Source organism: Aromatoleum toluolicum, from assembly GCF_012911005.2.
Lineage (GTDB): Bacteria > Pseudomonadota > Gammaproteobacteria > Burkholderiales > Rhodocyclaceae > Aromatoleum > Aromatoleum toluolicum.
In genome coordinates this window covers 22,311-36,163 of the sequence record NZ_WTVS01000006.1, presented here as the reverse complement: position 1 = coordinate 36,163, position 13,853 = coordinate 22,311, and the positions used below count along the sequence as shown (strand labels likewise).

9 protein-coding genes and 1 pseudogene are annotated in these 13,853 nt (G+C 66.6%); all 10 read left to right on the top strand.

Annotated elements, in window-relative coordinates:
• Positions 1-88: 88 nt before the first annotated feature.
• Positions 89-325 (top strand): annotated as a pseudogene (locus GPA27_RS04330) (transposase); the annotation flags it as partial.
• An 89-nt stretch (positions 326-414) separates the two neighbouring features.
• Positions 415-1,041, top strand: a complete 627-nt coding sequence (locus GPA27_RS04325; RefSeq protein WP_050417886.1) for a TetR/AcrR family transcriptional regulator — start codon at positions 415-417, stop codon at positions 1,039-1,041.
• 89 nt (positions 1,042-1,130) lie between these two features.
• A complete protein-coding gene (locus tag GPA27_RS04320; RefSeq protein ID WP_083447102.1) occupies positions 1,131-1,991 on the top strand; it encodes a DUF2934 domain-containing protein in 861 nt (286 codons plus the stop codon).
• On the top strand, positions 1,991-3,661 hold the full coding sequence (locus tag GPA27_RS04315; RefSeq protein WP_050417885.1) for an ABC1 kinase family protein: 1,671 nt from the start codon (positions 1,991-1,993) through the stop codon (positions 3,659-3,661). The genes GPA27_RS04320 and GPA27_RS04315 overlap by 1 nt, the downstream gene beginning before the upstream one ends.
• A gap of 2 nt (positions 3,662-3,663) precedes the next feature.
• A complete protein-coding gene (locus GPA27_RS04310) occupies positions 3,664-4,611 on the top strand; it encodes a patatin-like phospholipase family protein (protein ID WP_050417884.1) in 948 nt (315 codons plus the stop codon).
• Positions 4,604-5,383, top strand: a complete 780-nt coding sequence (locus GPA27_RS04305) for a polyprenyl synthetase family protein (protein ID WP_050417883.1) — start codon at positions 4,604-4,606, stop codon at positions 5,381-5,383. The genes GPA27_RS04310 and GPA27_RS04305 overlap by 8 nt, the downstream gene beginning before the upstream one ends.
• 62 nt (positions 5,384-5,445) lie before the next feature.
• Entirely contained in the window at positions 5,446-7,914 is a 2,469-nt protein-coding gene (locus tag GPA27_RS04300) for an MGDG synthase family glycosyltransferase (protein WP_083447179.1), read from the top strand.
• A 266-nt stretch (positions 7,915-8,180) separates the two neighbouring features.
• The gene (locus tag GPA27_RS04295) at positions 8,181-9,260 is read left to right on the top strand and encodes an efflux RND transporter periplasmic adaptor subunit (RefSeq protein WP_050417882.1); all 1,080 of its coding nucleotides are present in this window, start codon (positions 8,181-8,183) and stop codon (positions 9,258-9,260) included.
• Positions 9,260-12,541 (top strand): efflux RND transporter permease subunit, encoded by a 3,282-nt coding sequence (locus GPA27_RS04290; protein ID WP_050417881.1) that lies wholly within the window; start codon positions 9,260-9,262, stop codon positions 12,539-12,541. The genes GPA27_RS04295 and GPA27_RS04290 overlap by 1 nt, the downstream gene beginning before the upstream one ends.
• Positions 12,538-13,842, top strand: a complete 1,305-nt coding sequence (locus GPA27_RS04285) for a TolC family protein (protein ID WP_050417880.1) — start codon at positions 12,538-12,540, stop codon at positions 13,840-13,842. The genes GPA27_RS04290 and GPA27_RS04285 overlap by 4 nt, the downstream gene beginning before the upstream one ends.
• The last annotated feature ends 11 nt before the right edge of the window (positions 13,843-13,853 follow it).

Here is a 13,853-nt window from a genome sequence, read left to right as displayed (position 1 = left end):
TCCATAGTGTCCACCATCGAACTTGGTGGACACGATCTTCAGCGGATGACCGCGCCATGGGACAGGTGAGTTTTCCGGGCGCTTACGCTATGTCGGCCAGCCATTCGCTCATGCCGTTGAGGAATGGCTTGGCGCTGAAGTCCAAATCGCCAAGCACAGCGAGTTGCATTCCTTTGCCGTCATGCCTCAGCTATGGGTCGTCGAGCGGTCATTCGCCTGGATCGAGAAATGCCGCCGCCACTGGAAAAACTGCGAGCGGAAACTCAACACCAGCTTGCAGTTCGTCCACTTGGCCTTCATCGCACTACTGCTCAAAGGATTGTGAACAGGTTCTCAGTAGGCTGGATGGTGCAAACCACATCTGACAGCGATATACTGATCGTTCGTTAAGTTTATCGGAAGGGCCACCAATCTATGATCCGCCAGCCGATTAGGATCATTCGCAAGCGAAAAACGCGGGAAGAGATTCTTGAGCTATCGACGCCTTTGTTTGCGCGGCACGGTTATGACGGCGTCTCGATGCGCGATATCGCTGCCGCCGTCGGCCTCACCCAGGCGGCGCTTTACTACCACTTCGCCGACAAGAACCAGCTCTATCTCGATACAGTGGCCTACGAATTCCGGGAAAGAGTGGCCGCACTGAAAGACATGCTGGCCGGCAACGGCACCCCATGGAAACGGCTTGAATGCTTTGTTGCGGGGCTCGCCCGGATGATGGCCTCGGACAAGGACTTTCTGCGGCTGGTGCAGTGGGTACTGCTGGACACCAACGAGGCGCGTCAGAGTACCTTGGCCAAACAGGTATTCAGGGACATGTTCGTTGCCGTCCACGATCTCGCCAGCGAGTTGGACCCACATGTGGATGCCCACCTGCTCGCGATGTCGATCTTTGGCCTGGTGATCTTCCATTTCCAAGCCGGTGCAACCCGTAAGTTCATGCCAGGACGCCGGCCCCAGCAGGACAACCCCGAGGTATTGGCACGCCACGTATGCGATCTGCTGCGAGGGAGGCTGGCCTCAGCCGATGGGGAGGCACGCTGAGGATGGGGCGCCTGGACAAGCTCATACCGATACCCGGCCCCGCACACGCCGGATTTTCCACACTCTCACTTTGAAAAGGAGCAGCGACCATGGCCAAATCCACTTCCACTTCGAATGCGGCGCAGGAATCCGTTGCGGAGAAGAATCCGCCCGTCACCGCCGAGGAACGCTATCGAATGATCGCGGAGGCCGCCTATTTTCGCGCGGAAAAGAGCGGCTTTGTGGGCGGCAACGTGGCAGAGGACTGGCTGGAGGCCGAGGCCGAGATCGACCGGATGCTCAAGGAGCAGGGACGTCTTCCCTCCATGACGCCAGAGGAACTCGAGCAACGCGTACAAGGCGCACTTGCCACCGACCCGGCCGCGGTCGCCTCTCAGGTGCGTGCGATCACGCTCGATGCTCTCACGCGCGGGCATCTTGATGCCGATGCACTCAAACGCGTGACGGCGGCCGTGGTCAGAGGCGCCCGCGAAGGCGCCGTGCCGCTCGGGGAACGCGGCGGACAAGCGCTGAAAGAGGCGATGCGCGGTCTGGACGAGGCGCTGGCCGGCGCAGCGGAGGCCGCACAATTGGCCATTCAGGAGGCCACGGGTCGCACCAGTGAGTTCTCCCGGCAGGGGCTGAAGCAGGCGGCGGACGAACTGGCCACGCTGCAGACGCTGTTCATCGAAACGCTGCAGGACGCAGCGCGCGATACCCGGGGCACTGTCCAGGCCACCTTCACCGAGCTTGCCGAACATGCCCGCAGCAGTGGCTCGGCCGTCGGCCAACGTACCCGGATCGCGCTCGAGCAACTGACCCAGGCCGTTACGGCAGGTGCGCGCGAACAGGCCAAGAAAGGGGCGGAGGTCGTGCGCCATGAAGCCGCGCTGCTGGCCGGTCTGGCCGCCGGCCTGCTCCAAGGCATCGCTGCCCGCCTGGAATCGAAAGAGACCGGCAAGGACGTTTGATGCTATGGCAAGCGATCGGCGCCGTCTGCGACCTGGGCCGCCTGCATGACATCGCCTCAGTCCTGATCCGCTACGGCTTCGGCGATCTGGTGCGGCGGATCGGCATGGCGGGCGCCCTGGAACGTGCCGGCCGCGCCCTGCACTGGCACGAACCGGAGGAACTGGCGCGGCTGGAGCCGCCGGCCCGCTTGCGCCGGGCGCTGGAGGAGCTGGGGCCGAGCTTCGTCAAGCTGGGGCAGATCCTCGCCACCCGCGTAGATCTGTTCCCGCCGGAATGGATCGCCGAGTTCAGCAAGCTGCAGGACGCGGCGCCCGCCATCCCTTTCGCCGAGCTGCTGCCGCAACTGACGGAGGACCTGGGCGAGCCGCCCGAGGCCATCTTTCCGCGCCTGGAGATGCAGGCGCTTGCGGCGGCCTCGCTGGCCCAGGTGCATCGCGCCTGGCTTGCTGACGGCACGGCGGTCATCCTCAAGGTGCGGCGCCCCGGCATCCGGCCGATCGTGGAGGCTGACCTGCGCCTGCTGGCCCGTCTCGCCGAGATCGTCGAGGCGGAAGCGCCCGAGTTGCGCCGCTACCGGCCGCGGGAGGTGGTGCGCCATTTCACCCTGTCGCTGCGCCGCGAACTGGATTTTTCCGCCGAGGGCCGCAGCGCCGAGCGCATCGCCGCCCACTTCGCGGATCACCCCGAGATCGTCGTTCCCCGCATCCACTGGCCGTGGACCGGCGGGCGGCTCAATGTGCAGGACTATGTCGATGGCATTGCCGGCCGCGACCTGGCCGCCGTGGACGCGGCCGGCCTCGACCGCAGGCTGCTGGCCCGTCGCGGTGCCCGGGCCGTGCTCAAGATGATGCTCGAAGATGGCTTCTTCCACGCCGACCCGCATCCCGGTAACGTTTTCTACCTGCCGGACAACCGCATCGCCTTCATTGACTTCGGCATGGTCGGGCGCCTTTCCGAGGAGCGCCGCTATCAGCTGGCCGTGCTGTTGCACGGTCTCGTCAGCCACGATGCGGAGAAGGTGGCCGAAGTGCTGCTGGACTGGAGCGGCGGCGCCGAGATCGACAGCGAGACCTTGCAGCCCGAGATCGACGCCTTCGCCGACCAGTATCACGGCGTGCCGCTCAAGAACCTCGATCTGGGCGCCATGCTCTCCGACCTGGTCGCCATCCTGCGCGAGCACGGCCTCACCCTGCCGCCCGACCTGGCGCTGCTGATCAAGGCCTTCATCGCCCTGGAGGGACTGGGGCGCCAGCTCGACCCCGACTTCGACATGGCGGGCGAGGCTACGCCGTTTCTCGAACGGGTGCTGCTCGCCCACGCCGCGCCCGGCGCCCTGGTCTGGCGCGGCTGGCGCGCCTTGCGCGACACGCTTGCCCTCGTCGCCGGGCTGCCGCAAGACCTGCGCCAGCTCCTGCGCGCCGCGCGGCGCGGCAAGCTCCTGGTGCAAGTCGAGGTCCTGCCCCTCAAGCATTTCGGCGACCGTCTCGACCGCGCCGCCAGCCGCCTGGCGATCAGCGTCGTCACCGCCGCCCTGATCATCGGCTCGGCCATCGTCATGACCGTCGAGCGCGAGCCCGGCCTGCCATCTTTCGGCTTGCTCGGCTTCATCGCCGCCGTCATCGGCGGCATCTGGGTGCTGTTCTCCATCTGGCGTGGCGGCAAGGGCTAGAGATGGCGAAACCCGCACCCGAAACCGTTCCCAATCCGCCCGCGCGCAAGGTCGGCCTGGCGCTGGGCAGCGGTTCAGCGCGCGGGCTGGCGCACATCGGCGTGCTGCGCGCCATCGAGGAGGCCGGGATCAAGGTCGATCTGGTCGCCGGCACCAGCATAGGCGCGGTGGTGGGCGCGGTATATGCCGCCGGCAAGATCGGGGGCTTGGCCGATCGTTTTCGCGCCTTCGATTGGCGCCAGATCGCCGGTCTGCTCGACCCCGTTCTCCCCCGCTCGGGCCTGATCGACGGGCAAAGAATCGCGGACTTCGTGCGCGCCCATGTGGCAGCGGCAAACATCGAGGACCTGCCGATTCCCTTCCGCGCCGTGGCCACCTGCATCATGAGCGGCGAGGAGGTGGCGTGCGCCTCGGGCGACCTGATCGATGCGGTGCGTGCCAGCATCTCGGTGCCCGGCATCTTCACGCCGGTGCGCAGCAATGGCCGCATTCTCGTCGACGGCGGTCTGGTCAACCCGGTGCCGGTGAGCGTGGTGCGTGCCATGGGCGCTGGCCTGGTCATCGCCGTCGACCTCAACCACGACATCGTGGCGAGCCGGGTATCCCGCCAAGATTCGAACTCACAGGGAACATTCCATACCCAGGCCATGGCGCGCCTGATGGCAAGCCTGCGAACAAACCCCGGCTTGGCCCAGTTCGAAGCCTGGCTGCACAAGGAGCCGGAACCGCTGCCGGGCATCTTCGACGTGCTGCTGAGCTCGATCTACATCATGCAGGCGCGCATGACCCAGGCCAGCCTGCGGCAGGACAAGTCGGACATCCTCATCCGCCCGCCGCTGGGCGCGGTGCGTTTCATGGAGTTCGACCGCGCCGAGGAAATCATCGAGATCGGCTACCGCAGCGCGGCGCAGCAATTGGCCCGCTGGGCAGGAGCGCCCACTGATGACTGACAGGCATCCCATGAACTTCCCCGAGGCTGTGATGACGGGCGTCCGCGCCGCCATTACAGGCGCCCTGACCTGCGAGGCCGCCCCCGTCCAGCTTGCCTTGCGCCTGTTGCTGTCAGGCCAGCAGATTCCGATCCGGGCGCTGGTGACCAGCAGCTTCCATCCCGGGCAGGCGGGCATCGATGCCGGCACGGCCCTGGACCTGATCCATCTCAGCCTGCAGCAATTGCATGCCCACGTCGATGCGGCGAGCGGCCCATCCGCGCATCTCGGCAACGCCGCCACCGTGCTGGCGGGCGACTACTTGACCACCGGGGCCTTCCGCCTGCTGGTGCGCTGCGCTGACCTGCAAGTCCTCGCCCTGGTTTCTAATGCGGTCAACCGTGCCGCGGAATTGGAGGCCGCCAATCTGAGCCCGGCGCGAGATGGCGTCGATGACCCGACGCAGCGGGTGCGAACCCGTCAACGGTTGGCGGCGCCGCTGGGCGGGGCGGCCGGTGCCACAGGGGCTGCGCTCGCGGGCTACCCGGAACCGCTCGCCGGCGTCGCTCGGCGCTACGGCGAAACCCTCGTGGCGAGCCACGTGTTGCTGCAAGAAGCCAATGCCATGGAGCGCTGCGAGGCACGCACCGCCCTCCTGTGCGCCGCGCGCGACCTGTGCCGTCAGGCGACGCAGGAGGCGCGCACCCTTGCGACGGCCACAGGGAACGGCCGTCCACTCGAACTGGCTGAACGGATCGCTGCCAGCATCGAGGCTGGAGGCAGTGAAAAGTAATCATGAATTTAATGAGCCCCAACCCTCAGCCGGCCCGCGTGACAAGCCAGCAGGGAATGAAAATGGACGCGTCCTTGCCACCGAAGAAGATCGTCATTTTCTATTCGTCGATCGGCTACGGGCACATCAGCGCTGCTCAAGCCATAAGGGCTGAAATACATCGACAATCCCGGCGCACCGAGGTGGTTCTACAGGACATTCGCGCCTTCATGCACCCGGTTTGGCGGAGAGTCGACGAACGCCTGTACTGGTTCGTCGCCAGCAACTTGCCCGAGTGCTTCGAGAGCCTGTTCGACGCGACGCAAACCGGAGGCAACCGCATTCCCTCGCTGTCGATGCTGCCCACTGACTACCCTGAGGGGAAAGTTAACGCCTACCTGACCCAAGAGGCGCCGGACGTCATCCTGTCGACCCACTACGGCGCCGCCCAGGTGCTGGGAACGCTGCGCGAAAAGGGGTTCCTGGCCAATCGAAGAATCGGATGGCTGCATACGGACTTTTTCGAGGGCTACTTTCCACGTATCTCCAAGCTGATTGATCGCACCTTTCTGGCGCACCCGGAACTGGAATCGCGCTGGCTGGCGGCAGGCGTGCCACCGGACAAGGTAATCACCAGCGGGATGCCGGTGCAGTTTGAGGCGGTGTCCGCAGTCGCTCGCCAGGACATCCGCGCGCGTATCGGGTTATCGCCGGACATTCCCACCCTGACGCTCGCGGGCGGCAAGGAAGGCCAGGGGGACTATGCGGGCATCATCGACGGCGTGATGCGTCATGTTCCCGGCAGCCTGCAGATCATCGCCGCCTGTGGCGCGAATGCGCGCCTGCGCGCCAGGCTGGAGGAGCTGCGCGGAAGCCTGCCGTCGCGGCTAACACTGAAGGTCGTGGGACTGGTGCCACGATCCGACATGACTGCGTACATGGGTGCCGCCGACGTCCTGATCACCAAGGCGGGAGGACTGACGCCGGCGGAAGCGTTCACGATCGGCGTGCCGACTATCCTCCTCGATGTCATCAGCGGCCACGAGCGCGAGAACGCCGCCCTGTTCGTGCGCCAAGGGCTGGCCAGTTTTGCTGGCAATGCGGAAGACGCGGGAAGACTGGTCGAGGAAATCCTCTCCGATCCGGTCCGACGGGAAGAAATCCTCACCGCCCAACGGCAGTACAGAGAGCGGACGAACATCGTCAGCATCGCCCGGTTCGCACTGGACGACGCGGAGGATCCCGTACATCCATTGCCGACTTACGGGGTCGAAGATGGCGCGCCGGTGCTCGGTATCGACGCAGCGCTCGCACGACTCGACGCCGAGTCACCGGCCGAGGTCGAGTTGCTGCTTTCCTACGCGACCTCGCAGACGCCGGAGCGGCTCGTCCGCGAAAATCCGTTCGGACACCTTGCCATCCGTATCGAGGGCGTCGTTTATAGCGCGAACTACATCGCGGACCCTTCCGTCGATCCAAATTTTCTCCAGCACGTGAGCCTTGCGGACTATTTGTACGGTGTCACTCGTCCGTCCCCATCGCAAGTTCATACCAACACCTATGGCATGGCCTACGGCCGCGAGACGCTCGGTTTGCGCGTCCGGGGCGTTCCCCCCGAAAGCCGCGCCGCGATGGTGGCCGAGGCGCGCCGCCAGGAAGGCGCGTTCCGGGATGGCAGCCTGCAATGGCACCGGAGCGATTTCAATTGCGCGGACGTCGTGGCGCAGATGCTTGCGGCCGGTGGCTATGGCCGCCGCTCCCTCGGCAACCGGATAGGGCTGCCGAGCATGCCTTTGGACGTGTTCGAGGGCATCCGAGCACGGTTCGAAGAAGACCCGTCGTTGCAGGAGGAATTGATCGCCTACCGTTTGCTGCCTGGAACTCAGGCGCCTTATCGCTTTTCCCGTTTTCCGCTCTCGATGTGGCAGCCATTGCGCTCGATGGCGCGCGTGCTCAGCGACGCGTCTCGCGACGAGCTTGAGCAGGCAACAACCCGACAGGTCACTGGGTATTTCAGCGATTCCCGGCTTTATGTCGAGGACTTGCGGGCCTGCCGGTCGGCATCGGGAACCGAGGATATCCCGCTTGTCGAGCGTCCTCCCCTGGCACTGGAGGAGGCGATCCTCGCCGACTTGCGGCGTGTGCTCGCGGTGTACTTGGAACTTCCGTTCCAGCGGATCGGGCGCTTGGAGGGTCGCCCTGCCATCAAGGGGTTTGACGCGCTCGTCAATCGGGGACTCGAACTCGCCCGGCTGGCGACGGAGCATGCCGAAGACGGTCTGCTCCGTCTTCGCGCGGACCGGCTGCGCGCGCTATTCAACCGGCTCGTGGAAGACTACGGGCAGATCGACCCGCAGCGCTTCGAATTGCGTCACGTCCAGGTCTACTTGGCGCAGCTACGGGCGTTCGAGTCGGTGCTGGGACGGGAGCTGTTGCCCCCGGGCGCTTCGTGGACCGACAGAGTGCGGACATCGCTGCATGTTTGGTGGCGTCAAAAGGTGGTGTTTGCTCGCCGCGTTGCCCAGGTGTATTTCCGCAAAAGAGAGAAGTAACTTGCCTTCACCACGCCCCCATTCAATGTGGCTCTCGCACGTTCTGTCCGGCGCTCTTCTGTCTTTCGGCAGCACACCGGCATTCGGTGCCGATCAGCTCGGCAAACAGTTTCAGATGCGGATGCCCCAGCCGGAGCGCGCTGCCTACGAGGCCGCTCCGCACCGGCCGCCGCAACACTCGCGGCACCGACAAGGCCGCGTCCGCAGAATGGCTGGCCCGCGTCCTGCTAATCACCATTTAAAGTCCAATCGGAAAAACCCGCCCCATGAAAAGAAAAAACCTGCTCACACACATGGCGCCGCTGGCGCTCTACGCTCTCTTGACCGGATGCGGTAAAGCGCCGGAGGCCCCGACTCAAATCGACGCCAAGACCTGGAATCTTCCGGTCATGACGGCGACCGCCAGTGCACCGGTCGAGTACACTACGGTCGGCTCGGTGGTGTCCGATCAGCGCGTCGAGGTCGCCTCGCGGCTGAGCGGTTATATCCGCGAGATCCGGGTGCAGGAGGGTGAACGGGTGCGGCGCGGCCAGGTGCTTGCCCGCCTCGATGCCGCGGACGTGGAAGGCGGCATCCGCCAAACGCGCGCGGCCCAAGGCGCAGCCGAGGCCGCCTTCCGGGATGCGCAGACCGACCGCGAGCGATTCGAGCGCCTGTTCGAACGCGGCAGCGTCTCGGAAAACGAGATGCGCAAGGTGCGCCTGAAGTTTGACGCCGCCCGCGAGGTCCTGAACCAGGCGCGCGCCGGTCTCGACACGGCGCTGGCCCAGCGCGCCTATGCCGAAATCGTCAGCCCCGTGGCCGGCACGGTGGTGGCCCGCCTGAAACGGGCCGGCGATCTCGCTGTGCCCGGCATGCCGTTGTTGACCGTGGAGTCGGGGCGTGGCCTGCTGTTCGAGACCTTCGTGGCGGAAGGCCAGGTCGCCGCCATGGGCGAGGGCAAGCCGGCGGTGGTCAGCCTTGACCGCCTGCCCACGCCCTTGGAAGGCACGGTGACCCGGGTGGTTCCCTCCGGCGATCCTGTTACTCGCAGCTACCAGGTCAAGATCGCGCTGCCAGAGACGGTAGGGCTGATGCCGGGGATGTTCGGCCGCGCAGTCTTCACGGTCGGGGAAAGCCCCTCGCCGGTGGTGCCGCGGCGGGCGCTGGCCGAGCGCGGCGGGCTCACCGGCGTTTTCGTGCTGGACGGCGAGGGCCGGGCGCTGTTCCGCTGGCTGCGCACCGGCCGCGAATGGCCCGACCGGGTCGAGGTGAGCGCCGGTCTGGCAGCCGACGAGCGCTTGGTGGCAGCGGTCGAGCCCGCCCTGCGCGACGGCGACCGCGTCATGCCGGCGGAGGCGCCGTGATGACCGACCGCAGACTCAACAGCGCCGGACGCCTGGCCGAGATATTCGTTTCCTCCAAACTGACCGTGCTGTTCATGCTCGCCTGTGCGCTGCTGGGCCTGCTGGCAATGGCGCTCACCCCGCGCGAGGAAAACCCGCAGATCGTGGTGCCCGGCGCCGAGGTGCGGGTGGCCCTGCCCGGCGCCTCCCCCGAAGAGGTGGAGGAACTAGTGATCCGGCCACTGGAGGGTATCGTCAAGCAGATCCCGGGGGTGGACCACACCTACGCCACGGCAATGAACTCGCTGGGCGTGCTGATGGTGCAGTTCAAGGTAGGGGAGAACAAGGAGAAATCCCTGGTCAAGCTCTACGACCGCGTGCTCGGCCAGCGCGACCGCCTGCCCCTCGGGGCGATGGAGCCGCTCATCCGCAGTGTGGACGTAGACGACGTGCCCATCGTCACGGTCACTCTGGCCTCGGAGCGCTATGACGACTATGCGCTGAAGCGGCTGGCCGACCGCATGCTGGAGGGGCTGCGCAGCCTGGAGGCGGTATCCACCACTTTCGTGCAGGGTGGCCGCGACCGGGAGATGCGCATCGAACTAGACCCGCAGCGCCTGCAGTCCTTTGGCGTGACGCTGGACCAGGTGCGCGCCTTCCTGAGCGCGGGCAACGTCGCCGCTCCCCTGGGCACGGTGGTGCAGCAGGGCGAGAACCGCCAGGTGTACCTGGACGGCTTCCTCGCCTCGGCGGAGGAGCTCGGGCGCCTGATCGTCGGCAACCACGCCGGCCGCCCCATCTACCTGGGCGAGGTGGCGCGCGTCGTCGACGGCCCCCCCGAAGAGCGGGATAAACTGAGCCGCATGGCCTTCGGTCCGGCCGATGCGCGCTTCGGCAAGGTGCAGCAGGCGGAGATGCCGGCGGTGACACTGGCTGTGGCCAAGAAGGCCGGCACCAATGCCGTGGTCGTTGCTGATGAGGTGCTCGCCCGCATCGAGCGGATGCGGGTGCAATTCGTACCGGCCGACGTCGAGCTCGTGGTGACCCGCAACGACGGCCAGAAGGCGGACGCCGCCGTCAACGGCCTGATCGAGCACCTGGGCATCGCCGTGCTGGCCGTGTTCCTGGTGACCGCCGTCTTCCTGGGGCTGAAGGAGGCGCTGATCGTGGGCGTGACGGTGCCGCTGATTCTGGCGCTCACCCTGGGCGCGGCCTATTTCGGGAGCCTGACCATCAACCGCGTCTCCCTGTTCGCGCTGATCCTATCGCTCGGGCTGCTGGTCGATGCCGCGATCGTCGTCATCGAGAACATCCACCGCCGCTACGCCCGCCTCGGCCAGGAGGACAAGGCGCGGGCCACGGTGCAGGCGGTCAACGAGATCGGCTCCCCCACCAACCTGGCGACGCTGGCGGTGATGCTGGTGTTCGGCTCGCTGCTGATCGTCTCCGGCATGACGGGGCAGTATTTCTATCCGGTCGCCTTCAACGTCCCCGTCGCCATGGCCGCCTCCCTGCTGGTGGCCTATGCCGTCGTGCCCTGGGCGGCCAACCGCTGGCTCAAACCGGGCGAGGGGCACGACCTGGAAGACCACGACACCGGGGACCGCCTGCACCGCTTCTACCACGCGCTCATGGCGCCCTTGGTGGACCGCCCGCCCAGACGGCGGGGCGTCTTTCTGCTGGCCGCCCTGGCGATCGTGCTCTCCCTGTTCCAGGCCGCCTGGCAGTTCGTGCGCCCGGCGGGTCTGAGCGGGCCGCAGACCTGGTTCGGCGTCGAGATGGCGATGATGCCCAAGGACGACAAGAATACCTTCAACATCACCTTCGACCTGCCGGAGACCACCCCGGTAGAAACCACCGATCGCCTCGCCCGTGAGATCGGTGCCCTGTTGCGCCAGAACCCCGACGTGAGCGATTACCAGAGCTGGATCGGCCAGGCCGGTGTGATCGACTTCAATGGCCTGCTGCGCGGCGCCGGCAGCAAGCAGGGACCGCATGTGGGGGAAGTCCGCGTCAACCTCCGGGACAAAACGGCGCGCGACAAGACCTCAATCGATATCGTTCGCGAGCTGCGTCCCGCGGTGCAGGCCATCGCCGCGCGCTTCCCCGGCAGTACCGTGCAGCTGGTGGAAGACCCGCCGGGGCCGCCGGTGCGCGCCACGGTGCTGGCCGAAATCTACGGCACCGACCCGCAGCAACTGCGCGCGCTCTCCGGGCAGGTCAAAGCGGCCTTCGGGCAAACCTACGACATGGTCGAAGTCACCGACACCGAGGTCGAGGATGTGTACCAACACCGCCTGACCGTCGACCGGGAAAAGGCCGCGCTCTCCGGGCTGACCGTCGCCGAGGTGGCCGTCGCGCTGCGCCGCTTGATCGACGGCGAGGCATTGGGGCGCGCCCATGTTCAAGGCGAAAAGAACCCCGTGCCCATCCGCTTGCAAATCCCGCGCAGCCACCAAATCGACCCCGAACTGCTGACACGGGTGTCGCTGACCAATCGGCAGGGCCAGCGGGTGCCGTTGTCGGAACTGGTGCAGGTGGCGCCCGCCCGGGCCGACCGGCCCATCCTGCACAAGGATGGCGAGCGCGTCACCTTCGTGGGCGGCGAGCTCGAATCCACCGCCCCCGTCTACGCGGTGCTCGATCTCGACCGGCGCCTGGACGGCCTGGCGCTGGCCGACGGCAGCCGCCTTGTGACCGGCAACCTGCGCTTCAAGCCGGTGGCGCCCGACACCCTGGACGGCCCCCGCCTGCTCTGGGATGGCGAACTGCGCATGACGCTCGATACCTACCGCGACATGCTGGGTGCCCTGGGGCTGGCGATCACCTTCATCTTCCTGGTGCTGGTGGCCTATTACCAGTCCTTCAGCCTGCCGCTGGTCGCTATGGCGGCGATCCCCCTGGGGCTGGCCGGTGTCTTTCCGGGACACTGGCTCATGGGGCAGCCGTTCAACGCCACCTCCATGATCGGCATCATCGCCCTGGCCGGCGTGGTGGTGCGCAACTCGCTGCTCATCATCGACTTCGTGCTCGACTACCGGCGCCAGGGCATGGACCTGCGCGAAGCCATCCTCGAAGCCGGTGCGGTGCGCCTGCGTCCCATCCTGCTGACGGCGCTGGCCATCGTCCTGGGCAGCGCCGTGATGCTCGCCGACCCGGTGTTCGGCGGCCTGGCCATCTCGCTGATCTTCGGCACGCTGGTCTCCACCGTGCTCACCCTGATCGTCGTGCCCCTGCTGCTCTATCTGCTGCTGCGCCACAAACAGCGCAAAGAAGCGGCCACAAAAGAAGGAACAACATGAATTCCGCTCATCACCCAAAAAGACTCCGCGGCCTGCTGCCGCTGGCAGGCCTGGCCGCCGCGCTGCTCGCGGGCAACGCCGCTGCCGAATCCCTGCCGCAGGCATGGGACACCGCCCTGGGCGTGGACCGCGGCCTGAAGGCGGCGCGCGAAAACACCGGCGCCGCCGAGAGCCTGCTGGAGGCTGCCCGATCCAGCAGCCTGCCCAGCGTGAGTCTGGAGGCAGGCTATATCGCCCTCGACAAGACGCCGGCGTTCAGGGCCGACCTGCTCGGCCAGTCGCTGCAGATGCCGATGGCCCAGCAAGACAGCGCCGCCTACAAGGCCATGGCGACCCTGCCGCTCTACACCGGGGGCCGCATCGAGCGCGGCATCGATGCGGCGGCGGCGGGCCTGGAGGCGGCGAGGCTGGGCGAGACGGCCGACGTGCAGAACCTCAAGCTGCGCGTGGCCGATGCCTACGTCAACGGGCTGCGCGCCGGCCGGATGCTGAAGGTCGCCGAAAGCCATGTCGAGAGTCTGTCGGCCCATGCTCGCGATGTGGGAAACCTGCACGAGCAGGGCATGGTGGCCAGGAGCGACCTGCTCTCCGTGCGGGTCGCCCTGGCCGATGCACGGCAAAAGGCCCTGCAGGCGGCCAATGCCCTGGATCTGGCCCGCGCGGCCTACAACCGGCTGCTGGGGCGACCGCTTGACCAGGCCGTCAGCTTGGATGAACTGGCCCCCGATGCGGGTCGGGTACCCTTGGCGCGCTTGACCGAGCGGGCGCTCGTCCAGCGCAGCGAATTGGCCGCGCTGGCCGGACAGATCGAGGCCTTACGCCATCAGGCGGCAGCCGTGCGCGGAGAAAATCGTCCGCAGATTGCGCTGTCCGGCGGCTATGGCTACCAGCAAAACCGCTATCAGGTGCATGAAGGGCAGTGGATGGTCACCCTGGGAGCCCGATGGAACGTGTTCGATGGCGGTGTGGCCGGTCACCGCGCCGGCGCGGTCGAGCGCCAGGCGGCAGCGTTGACGGAGCAGCGCGAGGAGCTCGCCTCGGTGGTCGCCCTGCAGGTGCGCCAGACTTGGCTCGACGTGGAGGAAACGGGAAAGCGCATCGAGGTCACCCGCTCGGCCATCGACCAGGCCGAGGAAAACCTGCGCGTGGTGCGCGACCGCTATGCCAACGGCCTGTCCACCCATACCGAGGTGCTGGACGCCGAAACCCTGCGCGTCAACAGCGAGGCCAATCACGCCGCCGCGCACTATGACGCCGCGCTGGCTGGACTGCGACTGAAGCGTGCCGTGGGCGATCTTTAGAGAGGGAGCCA

Bases quoted from the DNA above. Each gene is read 5' to 3' on its own strand.
- GPA27_RS04325 (WP_050417886.1), top strand. From the start codon at position 415: ATGATCCGCCAGCCGATTAGGATCATTCGCAAGCGAAAAACGCGGGAA.
- GPA27_RS04320 (WP_083447102.1), top strand. From the start codon at position 1,131: ATGGCCAAATCCACTTCCACTTCGAATGCGGCGCAGGAATCCGTTGCG.
- GPA27_RS04315 (WP_050417885.1), top strand. From the start codon at position 1,991: ATGCTATGGCAAGCGATCGGCGCCGTCTGCGACCTGGGCCGCCTGCAT.
- GPA27_RS04310 (WP_050417884.1), top strand. From the start codon at position 3,664: ATGGCGAAACCCGCACCCGAAACCGTTCCCAATCCGCCCGCGCGCAAG.
- GPA27_RS04305 (WP_050417883.1), top strand. From the start codon at position 4,604: ATGACTGACAGGCATCCCATGAACTTCCCCGAGGCTGTGATGACGGGC.
- GPA27_RS04300 (WP_083447179.1), top strand. From the start codon at position 5,446: ATGGACGCGTCCTTGCCACCGAAGAAGATCGTCATTTTCTATTCGTCG.
- GPA27_RS04295 (WP_050417882.1), top strand. From the start codon at position 8,181: ATGAAAAGAAAAAACCTGCTCACACACATGGCGCCGCTGGCGCTCTAC.
- GPA27_RS04290 (WP_050417881.1), top strand. From the start codon at position 9,260: ATGACCGACCGCAGACTCAACAGCGCCGGACGCCTGGCCGAGATATTC.
- GPA27_RS04285 (WP_050417880.1), top strand. From the start codon at position 12,538: ATGAATTCCGCTCATCACCCAAAAAGACTCCGCGGCCTGCTGCCGCTG.